Origin of the sequence: Buttiauxella gaviniae ATCC 51604 (genome assembly GCF_001654835.1) — a bacterium.
GTDB lineage: Bacteria > Pseudomonadota > Gammaproteobacteria > Enterobacterales > Enterobacteriaceae > Buttiauxella > Buttiauxella gaviniae.
On record NZ_LXEP01000028.1, the window covers coordinates 106,655 to 130,865 of the forward strand.

Annotated in this window: 22 protein-coding genes; 9 read left to right on the forward strand and 13 right to left on the reverse strand. The window is 48.5% G+C overall.

What is annotated here, in order from left to right; all coding sequences use genetic code 11:
- Position 1: 1 nt before the first annotated feature.
- The 3 genes from ftsA to lpxC all read left to right on the forward strand — a co-directional run bounded on the left by ftsA (position 2) and on the right by lpxC (position 3,491).
- Entirely contained in the window at positions 2–1,258 is a 1,257-nt protein-coding gene (gene ftsA, locus M977_RS14340) for a cell division protein FtsA (protein ID WP_064516196.1), read from the forward strand.
- A gap of 63 nt (positions 1,259–1,321) precedes the next feature.
- On the forward strand, positions 1,322–2,473 hold the full coding sequence (gene ftsZ / locus M977_RS14345; RefSeq protein WP_064516198.1) for a cell division protein FtsZ: 1,152 nt from the start codon (positions 1,322–1,324) through the stop codon (positions 2,471–2,473).
- A 100-nt stretch (positions 2,474–2,573) separates the two neighbouring features.
- The gene (gene lpxC, locus M977_RS14350) at positions 2,574–3,491 is read left to right on the forward strand and encodes a UDP-3-O-acyl-N-acetylglucosamine deacetylase (protein ID WP_064516200.1); all 918 of its coding nucleotides are present in this window, start codon (positions 2,574–2,576) and stop codon (positions 3,489–3,491) included.
- An 8-nt stretch (positions 3,492–3,499) separates the two neighbouring features.
- Here the strand turns inward: lpxC and M977_RS14355 are convergent, their stop codons facing one another.
- A complete protein-coding gene (locus tag M977_RS14355; protein ID WP_064516202.1) occupies positions 3,500–4,018 on the reverse strand; it encodes a DUF721 domain-containing protein in 519 nt (172 codons plus the stop codon).
- Positions 4,019–4,040: 22 nt separating this feature from the next.
- Between M977_RS14355 and secM the strand changes: the two genes are divergently transcribed.
- The 3 genes from secM to mutT all read left to right on the forward strand — a co-directional run bounded on the left by secM (position 4,041) and on the right by mutT (position 7,788).
- Positions 4,041–4,547 (forward strand): secA translation cis-regulator SecM, encoded by a 507-nt coding sequence (secM, locus tag M977_RS14360; RefSeq protein WP_064516203.1) that lies wholly within the window; start codon positions 4,041–4,043, stop codon positions 4,545–4,547.
- Between the two features lie 66 nt (positions 4,548–4,613).
- Positions 4,614–7,319 (forward strand): preprotein translocase subunit SecA, encoded by a 2,706-nt coding sequence (secA, locus tag M977_RS14365; protein WP_064516205.1) that lies wholly within the window; start codon positions 4,614–4,616, stop codon positions 7,317–7,319.
- A gap of 64 nt (positions 7,320–7,383) precedes the next feature.
- Entirely contained in the window at positions 7,384–7,788 is a 405-nt protein-coding gene (gene mutT, locus M977_RS14370; RefSeq protein ID WP_064516207.1) for an 8-oxo-dGTP diphosphatase MutT, read from the forward strand.
- On the opposite strand, the gene yacG is transcribed toward mutT, so the two are convergent.
- From yacG to coaE, 3 genes are read right to left on the reverse strand one after another with little or no spacing between them, the layout of a single operon-like run.
- A complete protein-coding gene (gene yacG, locus M977_RS14375) occupies positions 7,785–7,982 on the reverse strand; it encodes a DNA gyrase inhibitor YacG (RefSeq protein WP_034460927.1) in 198 nt (65 codons plus the stop codon). The genes mutT and yacG overlap by 4 nt on opposite strands.
- A gap of 9 nt (positions 7,983–7,991) precedes the next feature.
- Entirely contained in the window at positions 7,992–8,735 is a 744-nt protein-coding gene (zapD, locus tag M977_RS14380; protein ID WP_064516209.1) for a cell division protein ZapD, read from the reverse strand.
- A complete protein-coding gene (coaE, locus tag M977_RS14385) occupies positions 8,735–9,355 on the reverse strand; it encodes a dephospho-CoA kinase (RefSeq protein ID WP_064516211.1) in 621 nt (206 codons plus the stop codon). Before coaE ends, zapD begins: the two co-directional genes overlap by 1 nt.
- A 252-nt stretch (positions 9,356–9,607) precedes the next feature.
- Here coaE and M977_RS14390 point away from each other — a divergent pair, with 252 nt between their 5' ends.
- Complete coding sequence (locus M977_RS14390; protein ID WP_064516213.1) at positions 9,608–10,651, forward strand: GMP reductase; 1,044 nt, start codon at positions 9,608–9,610, stop codon at positions 10,649–10,651.
- 39 nt (positions 10,652–10,690) lie between these two features.
- On the opposite strand, the gene hofC is transcribed toward M977_RS14390, so the two are convergent.
- From hofC to nadC, 4 genes are all read right to left on the reverse strand, one after another.
- Positions 10,691–11,896, reverse strand: coding sequence for a protein transport protein HofC (hofC, locus tag M977_RS14395; protein WP_064516215.1), 1,206 nt, complete (start codon positions 11,894–11,896; stop codon positions 10,691–10,693).
- Positions 11,889–13,268: a type II secretion system protein GspE gene (gene gspE / locus M977_RS14400; protein WP_064516217.1), complete on the reverse strand. Its 1,380-nt coding sequence runs from the start codon at positions 13,266–13,268 to the stop codon at positions 11,889–11,891. The genes hofC and gspE overlap by 8 nt, the downstream gene beginning before the upstream one ends.
- A gap of 3 nt (positions 13,269–13,271) precedes the next feature.
- Complete coding sequence (gene ppdD / locus M977_RS14405) at positions 13,272–13,721, reverse strand: prepilin peptidase-dependent pilin (RefSeq protein ID WP_064516219.1); 450 nt, start codon at positions 13,719–13,721, stop codon at positions 13,272–13,274.
- A 187-nt stretch (positions 13,722–13,908) separates the two neighbouring features.
- Positions 13,909–14,799, reverse strand: a complete 891-nt coding sequence (gene nadC / locus M977_RS14410) for a carboxylating nicotinate-nucleotide diphosphorylase (RefSeq protein WP_064516222.1) — start codon at positions 14,797–14,799, stop codon at positions 13,909–13,911.
- A gap of 82 nt (positions 14,800–14,881) precedes the next feature.
- Here nadC and ampD point away from each other — a divergent pair, with 82 nt between their 5' ends.
- Together ampD and ampE are read left to right on the forward strand one after the other, a co-directional pair.
- Entirely contained in the window at positions 14,882–15,445 is a 564-nt protein-coding gene (gene ampD, locus M977_RS14415; RefSeq protein WP_064516224.1) for a 1,6-anhydro-N-acetylmuramyl-L-alanine amidase AmpD, read from the forward strand.
- Complete coding sequence (gene ampE / locus M977_RS14420) at positions 15,442–16,296, forward strand: beta-lactamase regulator AmpE (RefSeq protein WP_064516226.1); 855 nt, start codon at positions 15,442–15,444, stop codon at positions 16,294–16,296. Before ampD ends, ampE begins: the two co-directional genes overlap by 4 nt.
- A gap of 69 nt (positions 16,297–16,365) precedes the next feature.
- Here ampE and M977_RS14425 read toward each other — a convergent pair whose 3' ends face one another.
- The 5 genes from M977_RS14425 to aroP form a co-directional block, all read right to left on the reverse strand.
- Complete coding sequence (locus M977_RS14425; protein ID WP_064516228.1) at positions 16,366–17,913, reverse strand: glycoside hydrolase family 43 protein; 1,548 nt, start codon at positions 17,911–17,913, stop codon at positions 16,366–16,368.
- Positions 17,906–19,339 (reverse strand): glycoside-pentoside-hexuronide (GPH):cation symporter, encoded by a 1,434-nt coding sequence (locus M977_RS14430; RefSeq protein ID WP_064516230.1) that lies wholly within the window; start codon positions 19,337–19,339, stop codon positions 17,906–17,908. The genes M977_RS14425 and M977_RS14430 overlap by 8 nt, the downstream gene beginning before the upstream one ends.
- A gap of 340 nt (positions 19,340–19,679) precedes the next feature.
- The gene (locus M977_RS14435; RefSeq protein ID WP_064516232.1) at positions 19,680–20,636 is read right to left on the reverse strand and encodes a glycoside hydrolase family 43 protein; all 957 of its coding nucleotides are present in this window, start codon (positions 20,634–20,636) and stop codon (positions 19,680–19,682) included.
- Positions 20,637–20,646: 10 nt separating this feature from the next.
- Complete coding sequence (locus M977_RS14440; RefSeq protein ID WP_064516233.1) at positions 20,647–22,047, reverse strand: glycoside-pentoside-hexuronide (GPH):cation symporter; 1,401 nt, start codon at positions 22,045–22,047, stop codon at positions 20,647–20,649.
- Between the two features lie 177 nt (positions 22,048–22,224).
- Entirely contained in the window at positions 22,225–23,586 is a 1,362-nt protein-coding gene (gene aroP / locus M977_RS14445) for an aromatic amino acid transporter AroP (protein WP_134187047.1), read from the reverse strand.
- Positions 23,587–24,211: the final 625 nt, after the last annotated feature.

Here is a 24,211-nt window from a genome sequence, read left to right on the forward strand (position 1 = left end):
AATGATCAAGGCGACGGACAGAAAACTGGTAGTAGGACTGGAGATCGGTACCGCAAAGGTTGCCGCTTTAGTAGGGGAAGTTCTGCCTGACGGTATGGTCAATATTATTGGCGTGGGCAGTTGCCCATCGCGTGGTATGGACAAAGGTGGCGTAAACGATCTTGAGTCAGTCGTGAAATGCGTTCAGCGCGCGATTGACCAGGCCGAATTAATGGCGGACTGCCAGATATCTTCGGTCTACCTTGCGCTGTCAGGTAAGCATATTAGCTGTCAAAACGAGATTGGCATGGTGCCGATTTCAGAAGAAGAAGTGACACAGGAAGACGTTGAGAACGTTGTTCACACCGCGAAGTCAGTACGCGTACGTGACGAACATCGTGTTTTGCACGTAATCCCGCAAGAATATGCAATTGACTACCAGGAAGGCATCAAAAATCCTGTAGGTTTATCAGGTGTTCGCATGCAGGCTAAAGTGCACTTGATTACCTGCCACAACGACATGGCTAAAAACATCGTCAAAGCTGTTGAACGTTGTGGTCTGAAAGTTGACCAACTGATCTTTGCAGGCCTTGCAGCAAGCTACGCAGTTTTGACCGAAGATGAGCGTGAATTAGGGGTCTGCGTAGTCGATGTCGGTGGTGGTACAATGGATATCGCGGTCTACACTGGCGGCGCACTGCGCCACACCAAAGTTATCCCTTATGCAGGGAACGTGGTGACCAGCGATATCGCTTATGCCTTCGGCACACCACCGAGTGACGCAGAAGCCATTAAAGTGCGCCATGGCTGCGCGCTAGGTTCGATGGTGGGTAAAGATGAAAACGTTGAAGTGCCAAGTGTCGGTGGACGTCCACCGCGTAGCCTGCAACGCCAGACGCTCGCTGAAGTTATCGAGCCTCGTTATACCGAATTATTGAACCTGGTAAACGAAGAGATTTTGCAGTTACAAGAACAACTTCGTCAGCAAGGTGTGAAGCACCACCTGGCCGCTGGGATTGTTCTGACAGGTGGCGCCGCGCAAATTGAAGGGCTGGCAGCTTGCGCGCAACGGGTGTTCCATACGCAAGTACGTATCGGACAGCCGCTCAATATTACAGGCCTGACTGATTATGCCCAGGAGTCTTATTACTCCACAGCAGTCGGCTTGCTGCACTACGGGAAAGAAACACATCTCAGTGGTGAAGCAGAAGTGGAAAAACGAACCTCTGTCGGCTCATGGATTAAGCGAATCAACAGCTGGCTGAGAAAAGAGTTTTAAATTTTATAAGAGACCAGACAAAATTAGCGGTCTCAGGCGACAGGCACAAAACGGAGAGAAACTATGTTTGAACCTATGGAACTGACCAACGACGCGGTGATTAAAGTCATCGGCGTCGGTGGTGGCGGCGGTAATGCCGTTGAACACATGGTGCGCGAACGCATCGAAGGTGTTGAATTCTTTGCAGTGAATACTGATGCTCAAGCGTTACGTAAAACTGCTGTAGGCCAGACTATCCAGATTGGTAATGGTATTACCAAAGGTCTGGGTGCTGGAGCGAACCCTGAAGTGGGTCGTACCGCTGCGGAAGAAGACCGTGAAGCGTTACGTACGGCCCTTGAAGGCGCAGACATGGTATTTATCGCTGCAGGTATGGGCGGTGGTACAGGTACAGGTGCTGCACCTGTAGTTGCAGAGGTTGCTAAAGATCTGGGCATTCTGACCGTTGCTGTTGTGACTAAGCCATTCAATTTTGAAGGCAAGAAGCGCATGGCATTCGCGGAGCAGGGTATTGCTGAGCTCTCTAAGCACGTCGACTCCTTGATCACTATCCCTAACGACAAATTGTTGAAAGTACTGGGCCGTGGTATTTCTTTGCTTGACGCTTTTGGCGCAGCAAACGATGTGCTCAAAGGCGCGGTGCAGGGTATCGCAGAACTGATTACTCGTCCGGGCCTGATGAACGTCGACTTTGCTGACGTGCGCACAGTAATGTCCGAAATGGGTTATGCCATGATGGGCTCTGGTGTGGCAAGTGGTGAAGACCGTGCTGAAGAAGCGGCAGAAATGGCGATTTCCAGCCCGCTGTTGGAAGACATCGATCTGTCCGGCGCTCGTGGCGTTCTGGTTAACATCACCGCTGGCTTCGACCTGCGTCTGGATGAGTTCGAAACGGTGGGTAACACCATTCGTGCGTTCGCATCTGATAACGCGACTGTGGTTATCGGTACTTCTCTGGACCCAGAGATGAACGACGAACTGCGTGTAACTGTTGTTGCAACCGGTATTGGCATGGACAAACGTCCAGAAATCACCCTGGTGACCAACAAGCAGACTCAACAGCCAGTTATGGATCGCTACCAACAACACGGTATGGCTCCGCTTCAGCAAGAGCAGAAACCTGTTGCCAAGGTAGTTAATGACAATACGCCACAAACGACGAAAGAGCCTGATTATCTGGATATTCCAGCGTTTTTGCGCAAGCAAGCTGATTAAGAATAAACCGGAATTTGGGGAACTGCGCTCTTTGTGCTAAACTGGCCCACCGATTGTGATATACACTTCGGTTGGATAGTTAATTTGGCGAGATTATACGATGATCAAACAAAGGACTCTTAAACGTATCGTTCAGGCGACTGGTGTCGGTTTACATACCGGCAAGAAAGTCATGCTGACGTTACGCCCTGCGCCGGCAAATACCGGGGTCATCTATCGTCGCACTGACTTGAATCCTCCGGTAGATTTTCCGGCAGATGCCAAATCTGTGCGTGATACCATGCTCTGTACTTGCCTGGTGAACGAGCACGATGTGCGGATTTCTACCGTTGAGCATTTGAATGCCGCCCTTGCGGGATTAGGTATTGATAACATCATTGTTGAAGTCAATGCCCCTGAAATCCCAATCATGGACGGTAGTGCAGCGCCATTCGTCTACCTGCTGCTTGATGCCGGGATTGACGAATTAAACTGTGCGAAGAAATTTGTACGCGTCAAAGAAACAGTTCGTGTTGAAGACGGCGACAAATGGGCTGAATTCAAGCCGTATAATGGTTTCTCTTTGGATTTCACCATCGACTTTAACCATCCGGCGATTGATGCCAGCACCCAACGCTACAGCATGAATTTCTCTGCCGACGCGTTTATGCGCCAGATTAGTCGTGCTCGTACCTTCGGTTTCATGCGTGATATCGAATATCTGCAGTCCCGTGGTTTGTGCCTGGGCGGTAGCTTCGATTGTGCCATCGTTGTTGACGATTATCGCGTACTGAACGAAGACGGCTTGCGTTTTGAAGATGAATTCGTTCGTCACAAAATGCTCGATGCGATTGGTGACTTGTTCATGTGTGGCCACAACATTATCGGCGCGTTTACCGCCTATAAATCTGGTCATGCACTGAATAACAAATTGCTTCAAGCGGTTCTGGCGAAGCAGGAAGCCTGGGAATGGGCAACCTTCGAAGACGATGCTGAGCTTCCGCTAGCGTTCAAAGCACCGAAAATGGTTCTGGCATAACACCAGAATTATTTATTGCGACTGGTTTCATTGGTACTCTCTCCGGCCAATGACGCCAGTCGTTCTATTATTGCCTTTAATTTTTCCGGGCTACGTTCAGCCACCATTCTTAATGCCTCTGCACTTTGCTGACTCAGAACTCTGTTAACCCCTCCAGTTTTACCCTTCACTGTTTGAATGCTGTTTTCTTGTACTGATTCTTGCCCAATTGCAGCCAGTGATGGATTAATCCTGATGTCGATTGATGTCAATGATGGTAATATTTGTGCACGTAATGCACTCAGTAGCGTGGCTTGTTCATAGCGTAAACGCATCAGCCAGCTAGCATTTGCAGTTTCAAGTACGAGAATGCCTTGTCGGAAATTTGCTACCCGGCACCAGGGATGTAGTTGAGCGGGTAATATCCCTTTCACAGCCCTGTTGAGCCTAAGTAGTGCAGTTGCGCGTTGTTGCACGTTTTGCAACACGCTTTCGGCTCCAGCATCATCGAACAAATGATCTAAAGATTGTGGGCGACTATCACGCATACATAATGCTCCGGCGGATAAAGTGATTGGTATTCTAAATTGTTGGCGACAGTTTGGCAGACGTTATTTCTGGCCGCATCTCTTATTAGGGATGGTCGCGGCGAGTTTTGGTATGCCTGCGCTCAGCCAAAATACCGAGCCAACAGCCCCTGCTGAAACATCCACCAGTAGCCACGATTACCTCAACAAGGTCAGCTTCAATAGTCTGGCATTATTGCAGGAAAGTACCCGCCGACCATCATTTAGTGTCGATTACTGGCATCAGCATGCAATTCGAACTGTAATTCGTCACCTTTCTTTTGCTATGGCGCCGCAAACGCAGCCAGCAGCACAAGAGAGTTTGCCACTTCAGGCACATAAACTCGCTTTACTGGACACGCTCAGTGCGCTGCTCACCCAGGAAAGCAAACCCCCAGTTATTGTGCGCCACACTGCACTTTGGCAATCGCCAGCTGTCGAGACTTTTAGTCCTGCCATTTGGATAAGCCAGGTCCAGGGTATCCGCGCTGGCCCACAACGCCTCAGCTAACTCCATTTCCTTTAATTATAACGTTATTTTAGCTCTGCCCTGACGGTAGGCGTTTGAGAATTAATTATGCTAATCAAATTATTAACTAAAGTTTTCGGTAGCCGCAACGACCGCACCCTGCGTCGCATGCGTAAAGTTGTCAATATTATCAATAGTATGGAACCGGAAATTGAAAAACTTTCGGATGATGAATTAAAAGCAAAAACTGGCGAATTCCGTGCGCGTCTTGAGAAAGGCGAAGTGCTGGAGAATCTGATCCCAGAAGCTTTTGCTGTTGTTCGTGAGGCGAGTAAACGTGTATTCGGCATGCGCCACTTCGACGTGCAGTTGCTGGGCGGTATGGTTCTGAACGAACGCTGCATCGCAGAGATGCGTACTGGTGAAGGTAAAACACTGACTGCAACTCTGCCTGCATACCTGAACGCATTAAGCGGCCGTGGTGTTCATGTTGTTACTGTGAACGACTATCTGGCCCAGCGCGATGCTGAAAACAACCGTCCTTTGTTCGAATACCTTGGCCTGAGCGTTGGTATCAACTTGCCAAACATGCCAGCACCTGCAAAGCGCGAAGCTTATGCAGCTGACATTACTTACGGCACCAACAACGAGTACGGCTTTGACTACCTGCGCGACAATATGGCGTTCAGCCCTGAAGAACGCGTTCAGCGCAAACTGCACTATGCATTGGTGGATGAGGTTGACTCAATTCTTATCGATGAAGCACGTACGCCGCTGATTATCTCCGGCCCTGCTGAAGATAGCTCCGAGATGTACCGTAAAGTAAACAAAATCATCCCGAGCCTAATCCGTCAGGAAAAAGAAGATTCTGATACTTTCCAGGGCGAAGGCCACTTCTCGGTGGACGAAAAATCTCGTCAGGTAAACATTACCGAACGCGGTCTGGTGCTGGTTGAAGAGTTGCTGGTACGCGAAGGCATTATGGAAGAAGGTGAGTCTCTGTACTCCCCGACGAACATTATGCTGATGCACCACGTAACTGCTGCATTGCGTGCGCACGTGCTGTTCGCCCGTGACGTTGATTACATCGTTAAAGATGGCGAAGTTATCATCGTTGATGAACACACCGGTCGTACCATGCAAGGCCGTCGCTGGTCTGATGGCCTGCACCAGGCTGTTGAAGCTAAAGAAGGCGTCGACATTCAGAACGAAAACCAGACGCTGGCATCCATCACCTTCCAGAACTACTTCCGCCTGTATGAAAAACTGGCCGGTATGACGGGTACTGCGGACACAGAAGCATTCGAATTTAGCTCTATCTACAAACTCGATACCATTGTTGTGCCGACTAACCGTCCAATGATCCGTAAAGACATGCCTGATCTGGTCTATATGACCGAAGCAGACAAGATTATGGCAATCATTGAAGATATTAAAGAGCGCACGATCAACGGTCAGCCTGTTCTTGTCGGTACTATTTCAATCGAGAAATCCGAAGTGGTTTCTGCTGAATTGACCAAAGCCGGTATCAAACACAACGTTCTGAACGCCAAATTCCACGCCAACGAAGCAGGTATCGTTGCTCAGGCCGGTTACCCAGCCTCTGTGACCATCGCAACCAACATGGCTGGTCGTGGTACGGATATCGTGTTGGGTGGTAGCTGGCAGGCAGAAGTTGCTGAGCTTGAAGACCCAACGCCTGAGCAAATCGCGCAGATTAAAGCTGACTGGCAGATTCGCCATGACGCAGTTCTGGCATCAGGTGGCTTGCACATTATCGGTACCGAGCGTCACGAATCTCGCCGTATCGATAACCAGTTGCGTGGCCGTTCCGGCCGTCAGGGCGATGCGGGTTCATCTCGTTTCTACCTGTCCATGGAAGATTCACTGATGCGTATTTTCGCATCGGATCGTGTTTCAGGCATGATGCGTAAACTCGGTATGAAGCCGGGCGAAGCGATTGAACACCCATGGGTTACTAAGGCAATTGCTAACGCCCAGCGTAAAGTTGAAAGCCGTAACTTCGATATCCGTAAACAGCTTCTGGAATATGATGATGTGGCCAACGATCAGCGTCGTGCGATCTACAGCCAGCGTAACGAATTGCTGGATGTGAGCGACGTTAGCGAAACCATCAACAGCATCCGCGAAGACGTCTTCAAAGTGACTATCGACGCACACATTCCACCGCAATCACTGGAAGAAATGTGGGATGTTGAAGGCCTGGAAGAACGCCTGAAAAACGATTTCGACCTTGAACTGCCAATTAAAGAGTGGCTGGATAAAGAGCCTGAACTGCACGAAGAAACTCTGCGTGAGCGTATTTTGCAGAACGCTATTGAAGTGTATAAGCGTAAAGAAGAGGTTGTTGGCATTGAAATGATGCGCCACTTCGAAAAAGGCGTCATGTTGCAGACTCTGGATTCACTGTGGAAAGAGCACCTTGCAGCGATGGATTACCTGCGCCAGGGTATCCACTTGCGTGGTTATGCGCAGAAAGATCCTAAGCAAGAATACAAGCGTGAATCCTTTGCGATGTTTGCATCAATGCTTGAAGCGCTGAAATATGAAGTGATCAGTACGCTCAGCAAAGTGCAGGTTCGTATGCCTGAAGAAGTAGAGGCAATGGAGCAGCAGCGTCGTGAAGAAGCTGAACGTTTGGCGCAGATGCAACAGTTGAGCCATCAGGATGCTGACACACTTGCTGCTGAAGAGTTGGCTGCGGAAACAGGTGAGCGCAAAGTGGGCCGTAACGATCCGTGCCCATGCGGTTCAGGTAAGAAATTCAAACAGTGCCATGGCCGTTTAAGCTAAGAATGTAATTGTTGATAAAGGCGCAGCTTGCTGCGCCTTTTTTCTATGGAGCAGCTGCACAAAAATGAAACAACTAGAAATCGCCGTTGGCATAATCCGCAATCAAGCGGGTGAGATTTTTATTACTCAAAGAGCCGCCGATGCTCACATGGCCAATAAGCTTGAATTTCCCGGTGGGAAGATTGAAGCCGATGAAACGCCTGAGCAGGCATTAGTTCGTGAGCTTCAGGAAGAGACAGGTATCACGGCTACCGGCTTTACTCTTTTTGATAAACTGGCTTATGAGTTCCCGGACCGGCATATCACGCTGTGGTTTTTCATGGTGGAAAGTTGGGAAGGTGAACCGTGGGGTAAAGAAGGGCAACCGGGTCAATGGATTGCGCAAAATGCGCTGGTGGCGTCAGATTTTCCACCAGCCAATGAACCAGTAATTAGCAAATTAGTTATTAACAAACTACAGCAAGGTTAACGCAGGTCTTCTTCACTCCAGTCGTCGCTTTCTGATAAATCGCCGCTGCTAGGAATTCGTTTTTCCTCGGCGGCCCATTCACCTAGGTCAATCAACTGGCAGCGTTTGCAGCAAAATGGGCGATATGGGCTGGTTTCATCCCAGATGACAACTTTACCGCAACCCGGGCAATTCACTTTTATTGTTTCAGTCATATTCGCTCCTTAACAGCACGCGAGCTCAAAATCGAGACGTTCAGGGATGAGTCCATTTTCGCTATCCAGTGGTAAGAAACGGATCGCAAAACGGCTCTTATGACCAGAAACCTGCGGATAAAGCTGTGAGGAAAGGTCCAGCTGTAAACGCAGTAAATCGGCGTCATCCCCGTTATTCTGATAAAAACCATTGAGGCTGGTTTGTCTACGTAATGGTGCAGAATTACGAATAATATCGAGTACCAGATCCAGCGCTTGTTTTAATGGCTGCAACGTCGCAAGCCAGCTATTAATTTGCGCATCACGCTGATCCTGGGGGGAATATAGCCAGATGTGCAATGTCGGCAAATCAAAACTACAGCACCCGCCTGGGATACTCAGGCGCTGGCGAACGAGGGCAATCAAACGGTCTTCACGTAATGCTTGTCCCAAGCGAGGGGCTGCCATTAAAACACCACCACGTTCTTTGAGTTGGCTACGCAGTGAATCAATGCGCTGCATATCTACGCCTGGAACTTCAGACCAGTTCAATAATTTACGCTGCTGGCGTTCCAGCTCTTTAAGAATATCTGTGCGAATCTCACCACGCTCAAAGACATCGAGCAGGTCACCGATATTGCGGAAAAAATGAAGTGCTTTGGCTGTTTCGTCTACCGGTAATGAACTTTCGAGTTGTTGGATTAAGAACTCGATACGCAACCAGGTACGCATTTTTTCATTAAGTGGGTGCTCAAAAAGAATCTGGGTGCTCATTATTCATTTTCCTGCTGTGCGGCCTGGGCTGCCAGTTGCAGATACTGGCGGTGCAGACGGTCAACATGTGCGGCCACCTGTGCAGTACCACCATCATTATTAATTACATCATCGGCGGCGCTTAAGCGTGCCTCGCGTGTCGCCTGTGCAGCAAGGATTTGCAGCACATGTTCGCGACTAACTTTATCGCGCGCAATAGTACGTGCGATTTGCACTTCTGGCGAGACATCAACAACCAGAACACGATCTGCCTTTTGTTGTAGGTTATTCTCAATTAATAAAGGAACAACCCATAAAACGTAGGGAGAAAGCGCCTGGTTGATTTCGGCTTGGGTGCGCTGATGGATAAGTGGGTGTAGCAGAGCATTGAGCCATTTTTTCTCTTCCTCGCAAGAGAAGATCTTTGCGCGAAGAGCTCGACGGTTGAGAGTGCCATCCTGAAGGAGGATCTCATCACCAAAATGGTCAGAAATAATGCGAAGAGCGGGCTGACCGGGCTCTACGACCTGACGCGCAATGACGTCAGCATCAACAACGGTAATACCTAAGCGGGAAAAGTTATCGGCGATAGTACTCTTACCACTGCCAATACCACCCGTTAATGCAACCGTATAAACCATAAGAGTCGGACCCTGAAGCGATTTTATATTTCTAAGGTAAATTTTAACGATTGTAGCGTAAAAAAGACTGTTTTCGCAGTCTTGCGGCTGCATTAATAGTGCGTATGATAGCGTCACTGGAATTGGTAGTTATACCCGCCATACTTCAAGCCGCAGATGCGTTGGCCGCAATCCTGCAACTCGAATTATCCAGGGTATGTATTGCCGATTGCGTTCACGCGTCCTTCGCCATTCGACCCAGGAATCTGCAACATGCGTATTGAAGAAGATTTGAAGTTAGGTTTTAAAGACGTTCTTATCCGCCCGAAACGTTCCACACTGAAAAGCCGCTCTGATGTAGAGCTCGAGCGCCAGTTCACTTTCAAACACTCCGGTATTGCATGGTCAGGTGTTCCGATCATTGCTGCTAACATGGACACCGTTGGTACATTCGGCATGGCCCAGGCATTGGCCTCGTTTGATATCCTCACCGCCGTGCATAAGCACTACTCTGTTGAAGAGTGGAGCAACTTCGTTAAGTCTGCTTCAGACGACATCCTGAAGTTCGTGATGGTTTCAACCGGTACATCAGACGCTGATTTCCAGAAGACCAAACAGATTCTTTCTTTGAACCCAGCGCTGAAATTTATCTGTATCGATGTGGCTAATGGCTATTCCGAACACTTCACTCAGTTCGTTTCTAAAGCGCGTGAAGCGTGGCCGGACAAAGTTATCTGTGCAGGTAACGTTGTTACTGGTGAAATGTGCGAAGAGCTTATCCTTTCCGGTGCGGACATCGTTAAAGTTGGTATCGGTCCAGGTTCTGTGTGTACTACTCGAGTGAAAACAGGTGTCGGTTACCCGCAACTTTCTGCTGTTATTGAATGTGCTGATGCTGCTCATGGCCTCGGTGGCCAGATTGTTAGTGATGGCGGTTGTACTATGCCGGGCGATGTTGCTAAAGCATTTGGCGGCGGCGCAGATTTCGTGATGCTGGGCGGTATGCTGGCTGGTCATGACGAAAGTGGCGGCACAATCGTTGAAGAAAACGGCGAGAAATTCATGCTGTTCTATGGCATGAGCTCCGAATCTGCAATGACCCGCCATGTTGGTGGTGTTGCACAGTACCGTGCAGCAGAAGGCAAAACCGTTAAGCTGCCATTGCGTGGCCCTGTTGAAAATACTGCCCGCGATATTATGGGCGGCCTGCGTTCTGCATGTACTTACGTTGGTGCTTCTCGCCTGAAAGAGTTGACCAAGCGTACTACGTTCATTCGTGTGAATGAGCAGGAAAACCGCGTTTTCAATAGCCTCTAAGCTATCAGCGACATACGGCGTGGCATTTTCGCTACGCCGTCATCCCGCGCTCATTGCATCACCTAACTGAAAAATAGGCAGATACATCGCGATGACCAGCGTCCCAATGATAATCCCCACAACTAACATCATTACTGGCTCCAGAGCGGCGGCAAGATTGTCTGCCAGTTCCTCGGTATGGTTATGATGCCAACTCGCCAGCTTCTCGAGCATTAAATCTAGGGCGCCTGACTCTTCTCCTATTCTTATCAATTGGCAACACAATGGCGTGAAGCGCTCGCTTTGTGAGAGTGTTTGCCATAGTGGTATTCCTTGAGTCACCTGGTAGTTTATTTGCAGAATAACCTGCTTCCACAGTAGTTGCGGCAAAGTGGTTTCTACAGCTTTAAGCCCTTGTAGCAAGGGAATTCCTGCCTGCTGGGAAAGGGATAGTGTGGTGTAGATTTGGCTAAGGATTTGCCCACGCCATAGCGGAGCGAGCAATGGGATTTGCAGCATCAGACGTTGTTCGTACTCTTGCCAATGAGGTTTCTTTGTTCGCAAAATATAGCCAAAGGCCGTGAGTATAATAGTGACTAACAGCCACCATGCTCCCTGTGTTGTTACCCAGTTTGATACTGCCATTACCGCCACTGTAATAGCGGGTAATGGGGCATTAAATGAACGATAAATATTGGCAAATTCGGGCAGTACAAAACTCATCATCCCGATTGTCACCAGTAGTGCTATCGCTACGATAAATAGTGGATAACGCAGGGCTTTCATGACTTTTTTACGTAGCTGGTACAGTTTTTCTTGTTGATCAGCTAGCTTCTGGCAGCACTCGTCTAGCTTCCCGGTTAGCTCACCAATATGAATCAGAGCGATGAACAACGGCGGGAAAATCCCTGGCCATTGCTGTAAGGCGGCAGAGAAAGAGATGCCATTTGAAACGCGATACCCGATATCCTTTAGTAATGCCCGCCATTCACCAAAAGGGTGTTGCTGCGCGATAAGTAATAGCCCGTCAGACAAAGATATTCCCGCCTGAAGCAACGTCGCCAGCTGGCGGAATATCTGTATTTTTTGCTGAATATGCCAGCAGCCTCGGCGGGTGTGCGATATTTTCCGCAACTGTAAAAGCTGGAGGTCCCAAGTGAATAGCTTTTCACTGACAGATTCCGCGTCATCTGCAAGCACATCCCCTTGTTGAATTTGCCCGTGTTGATCGACTGCTTTCCAGTGCCAGAGTACAAATTTAGCCATGAGGAACACCAAGCACCCGATATAGCTCTTCAAGAGTGGTTAGCCCTTGTTCAACAGCCTGGCAGCCACTTTCAAATAGCGTCATCATGCCTTGTTCCCTTGCCAGAGTTTCGATTTCATGGGCTGGCATGCCGGCAATAATTGCTGATTGAAGTGCTGTATCGATAAGCAAAATTTCAAATAATGCACTTCGCCCGTAGAACCCTCCATAACAGCGCTCACAGCCAGTTGCTTGCCAACGAGGCAAAGCTGTGGCCCAAAGCGATGTGGGTAGGATGATGTCTTCAGGGAGTTGTTCTTTACAGTGTGGGCAGAGTTTACGTACCAGGCGCTGTGCAACGACCATATTCAGTGCAGATGCTAACATCCATCGCTCGACTCCCATTTGTTCGAGGCGAACGACAGTCTCAGTCGTGGAATTAGTATGCAATGTTGAAAGTACCAGATGCCCTGTTTGCGCTGCTTTAATGGCTATTTCTGCCGTATCGCCATCACGAATTTCACCCACCATGATGATATCCGGATCCTGACGTAGTAAGGCGCGTAAAACACTTTGAAAATTAAGCCCCGCTTTAGTGTTAATTTGCGTTTGATTAAGACCTTGCATAGGGATTTCTATCGGGTCTTCAACACTACATAGATTGGCTGAGACTTGGTTGAGTATCTTTAATGCACTGTAAAGCGTGATTGTTTTCCCACTCCCTGTGGGGCCGGTGACGAGAATCATGCCCTGGGGATTGGCTAAAGCGCTTTGAAAGCGAGAGCTATCCTCTGGTGACATGCCTAACTCCGATAGCTCAAAGGTTTGCTCTGTTTGAGCCATCAAACGTAAGACAACTTTTTCACCGTTATACACCGGCAGTGTCGCTATGCGAAATGAACATTTGCGCTGTTCGATTTCGATCTCCATTTGCCCATCTTGGGGAAGGCGGCGTTCTGCTATATCCAGATTTCCCAATACCTTAAGTCGCGCGGTTAGTGGTGCAGCCAGATGTGATGGCAGCAGTGGTTGAAGTTGCAACACGCCATCAACGCGAAAACGAATTTGATACCCTTGCTCTAACGGTTCGAAGTGAATGTCTGATGCCCTGAGTTGCAGGGCTTTGTGGAGCGTATCTTGCAACAGTTGAACCACTGGAGCTGTATTCTCAAGAGGTTCCTCCGCGCTAACAGACGGCCGCGAGTGCCTTGCTTTTTCCAGCTGTTCAACTGGCCAGTATTCAACATTGGCAGGCTTATCACAGATAAAACGCAATGCTTCAAAAAACTGTACGGGTGGGTTTGGCGCAATAGCGATATGCAGCAATGGAGCTTCAGAAAGCAATATCGCCTGATATTGGTTACACAGTGCGAGAATCTGCTGATTTGCCATGGTTTAATTTCCCGCTTGTGTATTATCAAAACGGAAGACTTCTTCGCAGGTTTGTTGAAGAGAATTATTACTGCCAGAGCTACAGGTTCGTGACCAGCCTTCAATTCCTTCTACATCACTCCAGCGTGGAGACAGGGAAATGGTTAGTCCGTTGAGACTTTCTTGCCCCGCAAGCGTAACAGCACCTTGTTCGATGCTCATGCTGCTTATATAGCGGGTGGTTTTAGGTGTAGGAATACTGTTGCTCCCCGCGTCACATTGGCTAATCCCACCCCTTTCAATCGCGCAAAGTTCAATGGCGGTACGATAGGGCAGGAAGGTTTGCAACACGTCAGTCAGAGCCGCTTTACGCAGGTAGTTTTGATAGGTGGGAATACCGATGGCGCTAAGAATCGCAATAATACCGATGACTACCATCAGCTCAATAAGTGTGAATCCTTGTTGTTTGTTCATATGCCGCTCCTGGTTGAGATAGCGGCACTTTGCGTCGTTTAAATTCTTCGGGCGAGTGCGAGTGTAAATATCAGGAAGCTCTCTTCCAGGATATTTCTGTTAATTGCAAAAACGACAATAAAAATGCGAGCGGTAACGTAACGGGAAGATATAAGCAGATGAGTTTTGCTCATCTGCCTGGCAGAAATTAGCGGAAACGCATGGAGAGATCGAGCGCGCGGACATGTTTAGTCAGTGCGCCAACAGAGATAAAGTCGACACCCGTTTCAGCAAATTCACGGATAGTTTCTTTAGTTACGTTTCCTGAAACTTCCAGACGTGCTTTACCACTGGTGATAGCGACAGCTTTACGCATGTCCTCAACGTTGAAGTTATCGAGCATGATAATGTCAGCCCCGGCATGCAGTGCCTGTTCCAGTTCATCAAGAGATTCGACTTCAACCTCAACAGGCACATCTGGATGGAACCAGAAGGCTTTTTCTATCGCCTGGCGAATGGAACCTGAGGAGATGATGTGGTTCTCTTTAATCAAAAATGCGTCAGACAGACCTAAACGGTGGTTGCTACCACCGCCACACAGTACTGCGTATTTCAACGCGGTACGAAGGCCCGGCAGAGTTTTACGGGTATCGAGCAATTGCGTGTTTGTGCCTGCAAGCAAATCAACATAGGTGCGCACTTCGCTTGCTACACCAGACAGAGTTTGCACAAAGTTAAGCGCGGTGCGCTCGCCAGTTAATAGCACGCGTGATAATCCAGTTAATTCGAAAAGTGGCTGGTCAGCGGCAACGAGATCGCCATCTTCAACATGCCAGGTCACTTTGACATCCCCGCCAAGCTGGATGAAAACCTCTTCGACCCAACGTTTACCACAGAACACGCCATCTTCACGGGTGATGATTACGGCATGTGAACGGTGATCTGCATCCAGGAGCTGCGCAGTGATATCGTTATTGGGGTTGACGTCACCACCAAGATCTTCACGCAAAGCCTGAGAAACAGCTGCTGGAATATCAAGGTTAATACGGTCGAGAAGCTCGTCACGTCGGCGGTCTGGGTTATAACGGCGAGGAGGCATGATAAAACTCCGAAATGGCTTAGTTAATGTCGAAACATGCTACATTGATGCGACCTCAAGTACCACTCTAAGGAGACCGTGGATGCAGCTAAAAGACGGCTGGCTGGTGGGTGTTAAACATGTCCCATCCCCACATTTCGATTGCCGACCAGAGGATGAAACACCTTCCTTATTGGTGGTGCACAACATCAGTTTACCGCCAGGCGAATTTGGTGGGCCATGGATTGATGCGTTGTTTACCGGAACACTTGATTCGCAAGCTCATCCGTACTTCGCGGGTATCGCACATTTACGAGTTTCAGCACATTGTCTTATTCGTCGTGATGGCGAAATCGTTCAATATGTTGCTTTTGATAAACGTGCCTGGCATGCAGGGGTTTCTTTGTATCAGGGCCGTGAACGCTGTAACGATTTTTCGATTGGTATTGAGTTGGAGGGGACAGATACGCTGCCCTATACTGATGAGCAATATCAACAGCTTGCCGCGATTACAGATCTACTGGTGAAGGTTTATCCGGCAATTGCTGACCATATGACGGGACATTGCGATATTGCACCGGAGCGTAAAACCGACCCTGGTCCTGCATTCGACTGGTCGCGTTTTCGCCACTCGGTAGAGGTAACGCCGAATAAGGAGATGGAATGACGCTGTTTACATTACTGCTGGTGATGATTTGGGAACGGTTATTTAAGCTGGGCGAACACTGGCAGCTAGATCACCGCCTTGAAGCGCTTTTCCAGCGAGTAAAAAACTTTTCGTTATTACGTACTATTCTGATGACTGCCCTATGTATGTTGGTGGTTTTCCTCTGTATTCGCGCGTTACAAGGTTTGTTCTTCAACGTGCCACTGCTCGTTTTCTGGATTGCACTCGGCGTGTTGTGTATTGGCGCAGGCCAGGTTCGACTGCATTACCATGCGTATTTGCAGGCTGTGAGCCATGGCGATAGCCACGCGCGCGATGCGATGGCGAGTGAACTGACGCTGATTCACGGTGTTCCACCTGATTGTGATGAGCGCGAGTATCTGAAAGAGCTGCAAAATGCGCTGCTGTGGATTAACTTTCGTTTTTATCTCGCACCACTTTTCTGGTTTATCGTCGGCGGTGTGTGGGGGCCGGTAACGCTTGCAGGTTATGCATTCTTGCGCGCGTGGCAGACGTGGCTTGCGCGCCATCATTCTCCGCAAGAGCGTTTGCATTCCGGTATTGATACCATTTTACATGTGCTGGACTGGGTGCCTGTGCGTCTGTTTGGTGTGGCATATGCACTACTGGGACATGGAGAAAGGGCGCTTCCTGCGTGGTTTGCATCGTTAGCCGATCGCCATACTTCGCAATATCAGGTATTGACCAGGCTGGCTCAGTATTCGCTAGCCCGAGAGCCGCATCTCGATAAAATCAAAACGCCAAAAGCCGCTGTTTCAATGGCGAAGAAAACGTCGTTGGTGATTTTGGTGGTGGTGGCGTTGCTGACTATTTACGGCACTCTGGTTTAATGCTCTCTATTGAAGGTTCTTTATTTAAAGGGATTCCCGGCAAGCGTTGCGCCACCGGGTTTCTCAATCTTAAACCACGATAGTAAAGTGTGAATAAAAACCCACTCCAGGTTGTGCTACTGCCTGGTGTGAGGCGGCGAAAACCCCCACTTTTGCGCCAACCCATTTACCTTTTCCTGCAGCAAAACAAGGCGTGACGCTTTGCCAGTCAGTGCCATTTTCGCTAAAACTGAAATGACAAATTCCGCCAGGTTTTACATCCACCTTTAGCCAAAGTGGCGTGTTTTGCGGCCAGTCGGCAATATCTCGTTGTTGCTGATGAAGTACCCCGGTATCGCTCATCCAGGCGGATATAAACGTAATTTTGCGCTTTCCTTCATATTGCTCAAGCGCCAGCGCTGCGTAGCGTTCGCCGTAAATTATCAGGCCACTGAGTTCGCCCGGTTGAACGAACGCCGCCTCTAGTCTGGTGGTTGCGCTGAACTCACGCGCAGGAAATTTTTGCAGTAGCAGATTTGGTTGAGCGTACAACGCCTGCTCGCCCTGGTATTCCGGCATTATCTGGCAGGTTAGTGCCAGCGTATTTGTGGCGGATTGTAGCCATTTTTGCTGGGGATGAGCCTGCCATTGCCACTGTAAACCTGGGCGGCCTTCGGCAAAGCTATCGCTGGTTTGCGGCGTTTCATTACCCTGCGGATCTTTTGCGATTGAAGGGAGGCGATGTTCAGTTACGGGCTGTCCAATTCCTTCAGCCGTTTGGTTTTCGCCAATGATCGGCCAACCATTTTCCAGCCAGCGCATGGGTTGTAGATGCACAATACGCCCATAAAGGTCGGCATCCTGGAAATGCACAAACAAACATTCGCCGTTATCGAGTTCAACAAAACCGCCCTGATGCGGGCCGTTAATCTGAGTTTCTCCTTGTTGTAAAACCACTCTGGCTTCCCATGGGCCTTGCAGATTTTTGGCGCGCAATACTGATTGCCAGCCGGTTTCAACCCCTCCAGCAGGTGCGAAGATATAATACCAGCCGTTGCATTTGTAGAACTTTGGCCCTTCGATCGTCGGCTGATCCAGCGCTCCGTCGTAAATAACTCGCCCTTCGTTCAGGATCGAACGGCCATCCGGCGACATCTCAAGTAACTGCAACTGATGTTTTCTGCCGCTACGACTGTGGGCAAAAGCATGAACCAGCCAGGCTCGCCCATCTTCATCCCAAAGCGGGCAGGGGTCAATCCAGCCTTTTGCGGCTTTCACGCAGTGTGGAGCGCTCCATTCTCCACAAGGATCTTCCGTAAACGACATGAAAATTCCTTCATCTGGCGTGCTGAAAAATACCCAGAACTTTCCATCGTGATAGCGAACTGACGGCGCCCAGACACCTTTTCCCGGCTGCATGGTGTCGTAAGTATTGTTATCAAAGTGAGAGAATACGTGGTTGATGATTTTCCAGTTTACTAAGTCTTTCGAATGCAGAATGGGCAGCGCGGGAAAATGGTTAAAGCTCGATGAAACCATATAAAAATCATCGCCTTTACGCACAATATCTGGATCTGAATAATCTGCATGGATAATTGGGTTTTTGTAATATCCAGGGCGATTTGTGATATTAACCATGATTATTAGCACCTGTGGAAATTAAAGCTGGTGTAACTGCTGGGGTGTTAATTTCTTCAACTTGTTCACGATGAGCGAGATCGCGCTGAATTTGGTTCATCATTTTGTCATCAAGAATATAGAAACGGCTTAACCAGTAGAGTACCAGATAGGAAATAGACGGGCCGATGGTTAATAAACCAATAATGCCATTGGTAGCAAGCGTTGTTTGCGTTGGATTACCCGCCTGATAACCGAACCATCCAAGTGAGAAACCGACAAATGCCCCAGCAACGGCCATGCCCATTTTTAATGCAAATAGGTTTCCGGAGAACGATAGCCCTGTAATTCGGCGACCAAATTTCCATTCGCCGTAATCTGCCGCGTTAGCCATCATATTCCATTTGAAAGGTTGATACATTTGGTGGAAGAAGCCGACGAGGAAATAAAGTGGGAATACAACAGCAAGCCAGGTTGGTGGAACAAAGAACATCACCACACCGATAACAACCAGCAATAAGTTAATATTTTTAAATAATGATACAGCACGATAGCGTTGTGCCAAATAGCCTGCGGCGATGCTGCCGATAATGGTGCCAACCACACTTGTGGAAACAAATGCGGATTTCATCGCGGTTCCAGCAGCACTTTCGATGCCGCCGAGCATCAAGTAAGTAGCGTAGTACAATGTTGCTGCACTGCGCATTACGCCTGCCATACTTGAGAAAAAGGTGATCACTGCCACGATACGCCACTGGTCATTCGCCAGTAAAATTCGCAGGTCATCCATCATACTACTGTTGGTTTCGACTTTTGGGCGAACACGTTCAGAGGTGCTAAAGAAGCAGAAAAATAGCATGATGACGGCGAGTGTTCCCATAATCGCCATGGTTGCCTGAAAGCCGAATTGTTTATTTTCTTTACCCAGCCAGTCAACTAAAAATAATGTTGCGACAGAAACAACTAATCCGGCGAGTGACGAAATAGTGAAGCGATAAGATTGGGCAGATAAACGATCTTTTTCATCGGTGGTAATCACGCCACCCAGTGCGCAATACGGAATGTTAATAAATGTATAGCAAAGCATTAATAATGTATAGGTAATATAAGCATAAAGCAGCTTTCCTGATTCACCAAAATCCGGTGTGCTGAAGGTTAATACCGCCAGCACCGCATAAGGAATTGCAAACCAAATTAACCATGGTCGGAAATGCCCCCAGCGCGTGTGTACGCGATCGGCAACCAATCCGGTAAGTGGGTCGGTAATTGCATCAAGAACGCGGGTAACCAGAAACATTATTCCCACTGCGGCAGCGGATAGTCCGTAAATATCAGTATAGAAATACGTTAAAAACATGGTGACTGAGGAATAAACTATTCCGCATGCGGCATCGCCCATACCGAAGCCAATTTTTTCCGCAGCGGAGAGTTTCCTTGCTGTACTCATTTTATTTCTCCAGGCATTGAGTGTGTTATTTACTCACTCTATGGACTGGTGGTTTATTACGCTATTGTGATATTTGCTCCAGGAGTTATGTTTTTTGCCGATTGAGAAAGTTGTCACATAACAAGAATAAATTGGTCTGACAGCTATCACCTTTTTAAAACCAAAAAACACCAGATTGCGCATAAAGGCCACTGAAGAGTTTTTGTAAGGTGGATAAGGATTAGCACCACTCAACATTTTTTTCATTGGCTTAATTACTGATATCGCTAAGCTAATCCGACCTACAATAGAATTGTTTAAACACAAAAAATGCCCTTCAAAGTGAAGGGCATTGGGAATTCTAACGATTATCTGCAGGCGGTATGCCGAACACCGGCATACCGTTTTTATTCCATTCGAGTGTTTTCAGGCGTGTGTGGCGATTCGGGTCATACAGAGGGTCGCCCTCAATTTCCGTGTAGTTTCGCGCGTGATACACCAGCACATCTTTCCCGTCTTTAGTTTTGGTAAAACTGTTGTGGCCCGGCCCAAACTGCTTGTTCTCGTAGCTGGTGGCAAACACTGGCTGTGGCGATTTATGCCAATTAGCAGGGTTAGTTGGGTCGGCATTCAGGTCGATCCACAACAAGCCGATGCAGTAGTTTTCATCGGTGGCGCTGGCGGAATAGCTGACAAACAGCTTATCGCCATGAACCACAACCGCTGGACCTTCGTTAACCAGAAAACCTCTGCATTCCCAGTCCAGCTCCGGCTTGCTTAACATCAACGGCGTGCCTTTGATGGCCCAGGGTGTTTCCAGCTCGGCAAGATAAATATTGGAGTTACCTGCAATATCAGGATCTTTCTGCGCCCATAAATACCATTGCTTGCCCTGATGTTTAAAGGTTGTGGCATCAAGACAGAAGCTGTCGAACTGCGTTTTTACCTGGCCTTTTTCAACCCATCTCCCGGTGAGCGGGTCTGCATCCGCACATTCCAGCGCAAACATGCGGTGCTGAAACATATTTAACTGATCCAGTTCCTGCGTGTGGGTGGCGGCGAAATAGATGTACCACTTACCGTCGATATGATGCAGCTCTGGTGCCCAGATAAGTTCGCTCATTGGGCCACGATTGGGTTTGCGCCATACCACGGTAGGTTGTGCATCTGGCAGCTCGCTTATTGTGCGTACGCAGCGGATCTCCAGCCTGTCGTACTCTGGTACTGACGCAATAAAGTAGTAGTAATCTTCATGCAGCAAAATAAATGGATCGGCGCGCTGCTCAATAAATGGATTAGGCCATTGCTCCTGATTCATAGGGCTTTCCTTACAGTTTGGCTTCAACAGGTTTGCTGTCGTGATATTCATTCAGTTCGCGATAGTTGATGCGGCGCTTTTCAAGGTCTGCCTGGATGCGCTGCATTAATTCACGGTCAACTTTCAACAAGCGCACAACGCCTGCGGTAATCAGGTAGCCAACGCCTGGGATGATGGTAAACAGCATCACTATACCGTTAATTGACTCAGGGCTTTGCTGCTTGGCACCAGCATCGTAGCCGTACCAGGAAAGCAGGAATCCAACCATTGCACCTGCAATCGCCAGCCCCAGCTTCAGGAAGAACAAGTTACCGGAGAAGCTGATGCCGGTGATGCGTTTGCCTGTTTTCCACTCGCCGTAGTCGTCTACGTCGGCCATCAGTGACCAGTGCAGTGGGGAAGGAATCTGATGAAGAATGTTCAGCAGGAAATACATCACAACAATCAGTGTCGTGGCGTGCGGGTCGAGGAAGTAGAAACCGCTGGAGAAAATGGCCAGCACGATGTTGGTCCAGAAGAACACTTTGAGTTTACAGATACGGTCAGTCAGCACTTTAGCTAACATGCTGCCACCCATCATGCCGACTACGCCGAGGCTAATGAATAATGTCGCGAAGCTGGTGCTTTGGCCCATCACCCAAGTGACGTAGTACATGGTTGCCGCCATACGGATGAAACCCGGGCAGACGTTGCACAGTGTCAGCAGAAGAATGCGCACCCACTGGTCGTTTTTCCAGACATCTTTCAGGTCAGCTTTGAGATCGTCATTGCTAGGCACCGCCGGACGAACACGCTCTCTGACGGTCGTGAAGCAGAACAGGAACATACACATGCCCAGTACCGCCAGAACGCCCATCGCCATTTGATAACCTTTGGCTTTGTCGCCGCCACCAAACCAGTCAACCATCGGCAGCAGAGAAAGCGAAAGAATGAGCGTTGCAATACCAACCATAACAAAGCGATAAGCCTGGCAGGCCACGCGTTCTTTCGGATCGTTGGTAATCACACTGCCAAGTGAGCAGTAAGGAATATTAATTGCGGTATAGGTTAAAGAGAGCAGGAAATAGGTAACAAAGGCATAGATAACTTTGCTGCTATAAGTCCAATCAGGCGTGGTGAACATCAGGTAACTGAAGAAGGCAAATGGCGCTGCCATCCATAAAATCCATGGACGAAAACGTCCCCAGCGACTCTGTGTTCTGTCAGCAATGGCACCCATTATTGGGTCCGTTACTGCATCAATCACCCTGATTGAAAGCAGCATAACACCCACTAATGCCGGGGCGAGGCCAAAAATATCCGTATAAAAATAGTTAACAAACAACATAATGGCACCAAAGATAATGTTACATCCGGCGTCCCCCATTCCGTAGCCAATCTTTTCTTTCACAGATAATGTGCTGCTTTCCATAGAAAATGCTCCTGACCAGAATATGGACAAGAGTATTGAGCTATTGGAGGAAATTTGCGTGTCTGTAATCCGCCACAGAGATGGACAATACTGTCATTGTTAAGAATATGTGAAGCAGATAACAAAGCGCCCCGGTGAGCCAAAGCTCGCCGGGGCGCATATTTAAAGAAGAATGGCTTAAGCTTTAACGCTCTTCAAGTTCTTCTGTTTGATGAAGTAACCGATACCGAGAACGACTACCCATACTGGAATCAGCCATACGGAGATAGCCATGCCTGGAGTTATCGCCATAATCACCAATACTGCCGCCATAAACAGCAGGCAGACGTAGTTACCCAATGGATAGAACAGGGCAGGGAAACGCGTTTTCACGCCCTGTTGTTGTTTAGCACGGCGGAACTTCATATGCGCCAGGCTAATCATCGCCCAGTTGATGACCAGTGCAGACACCACCAGAGCCATCAGCAGGCCAAATGCTTCCGCTGGTGCCAGGTAGTTGATCAGGACACACAGAGCGGTGAACAGAGCAGATACCAAAATGGTATTCACTGGAACGCCACGTTTATCAACTTTCTGCAGTGCTTTCGGTGCGTTGCCTTGTTGAGCCAGGCCAAACAGCATACGGCTATTGCAGTAAACACAGCTGTTATAAACAGACAGTGCGGCGGTCAGAACAACAACGTTAAGTGCGTTTGCAACAAAGGTATCGCCCAGTTCATGGAAGATAAGGACAAACGGGCTGGTGTCTGCGGTAACGCGAGTCCATGGCATCAGAGACAACAGCACTGCCAGGGAACCCACATAGAAAATCAGAATACGGTAGATAACCTGGTTGGTTGCTTTCGGAATGCTAACCTGTGGGTTATCTGCTTCCGCAGCTGTAATCCCAACCAGCTCCAGACCGCCGAACGAGAACATGATAATCGCCATCATCATCACAAGTCCGGTCCAACCGTGTGGCAGGAATCCACCTTGTTCCCATAAGTTGCGCACTGTCGCCTGTGGGCCTGCGTGGTCACTAAACAGCAACCATGCGCCAAATACGATCATAGCGACAACCGCGATGACTTTGATAATCGCGAACCAAAACTCCATCTCACCAAATACTTTTACATTAGTGAGGTTGACGGCATTGATGACGACGAAGAAGACCGCGGCAGATGCCCAGGTTGGGATCTCCGGGTACCAGAACTGAATGTATTTACCAACTGCAGTAAGTTCTGCCATGGCAACGAGTACATACAGTACCCAGTAGTTCCAGCCAGAAGCAAAACCTGCGAATCCGCCCCAGTATTTGTAAGCAAAATGGCTAAATGAGCCAGCTACCGGCTCCTCAACGACCATTTCACCTAACTGGCGCATGATCAAGAAGGCAATAAAGCCTGCAATTGCATAACCAAGAATAATCCCCGGCCCGGCGGATTGGATGACAGACGCACTGCCCAGAAACAGGCCTGTCCCAATAGCTCCACCTAGCGCGATGAGCTGGATATGGCGGTTTTTAAGGCCGCGTTTCAGCGTGTCGCCTTGTTCCATCATTTAACCTCGTGTGGTCATTTTCAGGGCGCTGGCGCGCCTCTGTAAGTTTGTAATTCCGTAATGTGTAGTCTTTATTTTACGGTTTTTAATTCCAGTATTTTGCGCATTGGACTACCGCAGCGCAAAGAATAGTGGTAAGTGCCAGTGTTTGCACCTGCTTTCTATTACGGCCGTGAATAGTTGAATAAAAAGAAACCAGTTGTTCTCCCGCCCGAATTATTTATTCCGCCTGTTATTTCTCCACGTTAAGCGAATTCGTTGAATTAATATTCATATTTTAAAGTGATGAATCGGTTCAAATTGCAAGAAAAGGCACTTTTTGCTGTTTCGTAAACGTTAAATACGTCTGTGTGTGAGTAAATGTGACATTTGTGCAAAGTTACAGCTTTGAAACGTCATTTCTGTAATGTTGTTAAAATGTGCCTGGTTTAATGATTTCAATCAAAACCAATATGGACAGAAGGTGAATACTTTGTTACTTTAGCGTCAAGAATGTGAAATTGGTCATACCAATTGACTAGCCCCAGATGATTTGAAGTCTGAAGGGGATATACCCCAGATAATTCGAGTTGTGGGACGGCGGCAAACGAGAGAGTCCCGGTGAGCTTACCTAAGTAAGTGATTC

Excerpts from the sequence above, each read along its gene's own strand:
- M977_RS14440 (WP_064516233.1), bottom strand. The coding sequence starts at position 22,047 with ATGGAAAGCAGCACATTATCTGTGAAAGAAAAGATTGGCTACGGAATG.
- ampE (WP_064516226.1), top strand. The coding sequence starts at position 15,442 with ATGACGCTGTTTACATTACTGCTGGTGATGATTTGGGAACGGTTATTT.
- zapD (WP_064516209.1), bottom strand. The coding sequence starts at position 8,735 with ATGAGCACCCAGATTCTTTTTGAGCACCCACTTAATGAAAAAATGCGT.
- M977_RS14390 (WP_064516213.1), top strand. The coding sequence starts at position 9,608 with ATGCGTATTGAAGAAGATTTGAAGTTAGGTTTTAAAGACGTTCTTATC.
- coaE (WP_064516211.1), bottom strand. The coding sequence starts at position 9,355 with ATGGTTTATACGGTTGCATTAACGGGTGGTATTGGCAGTGGTAAGAGT.
- yacG (WP_034460927.1), bottom strand. The coding sequence starts at position 7,982 with ATGACTGAAACAATAAAAGTGAATTGCCCGGGTTGCGGTAAAGTTGTC.
- M977_RS14435 (WP_064516232.1), bottom strand. The coding sequence starts at position 20,636 with ATGAATCAGGAGCAATGGCCTAATCCATTTATTGAGCAGCGCGCCGAT.
- ftsZ (WP_064516198.1), top strand. The coding sequence starts at position 1,322 with ATGTTTGAACCTATGGAACTGACCAACGACGCGGTGATTAAAGTCATC.
- M977_RS14425 (WP_064516228.1), bottom strand. The coding sequence starts at position 17,913 with ATGGTTAATATCACAAATCGCCCTGGATATTACAAAAACCCAATTATC.
- ampD (WP_064516224.1), top strand. The coding sequence starts at position 14,882 with ATGCAGCTAAAAGACGGCTGGCTGGTGGGTGTTAAACATGTCCCATCC.
- lpxC (WP_064516200.1), top strand. The coding sequence starts at position 2,574 with ATGATCAAACAAAGGACTCTTAAACGTATCGTTCAGGCGACTGGTGTC.
- mutT (WP_064516207.1), top strand. The coding sequence starts at position 7,384 with ATGAAACAACTAGAAATCGCCGTTGGCATAATCCGCAATCAAGCGGGT.
- aroP (WP_134187047.1), bottom strand. The coding sequence starts at position 23,586 with ATGATGGAACAAGGCGACACGCTGAAACGCGGCCTTAAAAACCGCCAT.
- nadC (WP_064516222.1), bottom strand. The coding sequence starts at position 14,799 with ATGCCTCCTCGCCGTTATAACCCAGACCGCCGACGTGACGAGCTTCTC.
- secA (WP_064516205.1), top strand. The coding sequence starts at position 4,614 with ATGCTAATCAAATTATTAACTAAAGTTTTCGGTAGCCGCAACGACCGC.
- ftsA (WP_064516196.1), top strand. The coding sequence starts at position 2 with ATGATCAAGGCGACGGACAGAAAACTGGTAGTAGGACTGGAGATCGGT.
- M977_RS14430 (WP_064516230.1), bottom strand. The coding sequence starts at position 19,339 with ATGAGTACAGCAAGGAAACTCTCCGCTGCGGAAAAAATTGGCTTCGGT.
- hofC (WP_064516215.1), bottom strand. The coding sequence starts at position 11,896 with ATGGCTAAATTTGTACTCTGGCACTGGAAAGCAGTCGATCAACACGGG.
- gspE (WP_064516217.1), bottom strand. The coding sequence starts at position 13,268 with ATGGCAAATCAGCAGATTCTCGCACTGTGTAACCAATATCAGGCGATA.
- ppdD (WP_064516219.1), bottom strand. The coding sequence starts at position 13,721 with ATGAACAAACAACAAGGATTCACACTTATTGAGCTGATGGTAGTCATC.
- M977_RS14355 (WP_064516202.1), bottom strand. The coding sequence starts at position 4,018 with ATGCGTGATAGTCGCCCACAATCTTTAGATCATTTGTTCGATGATGCT.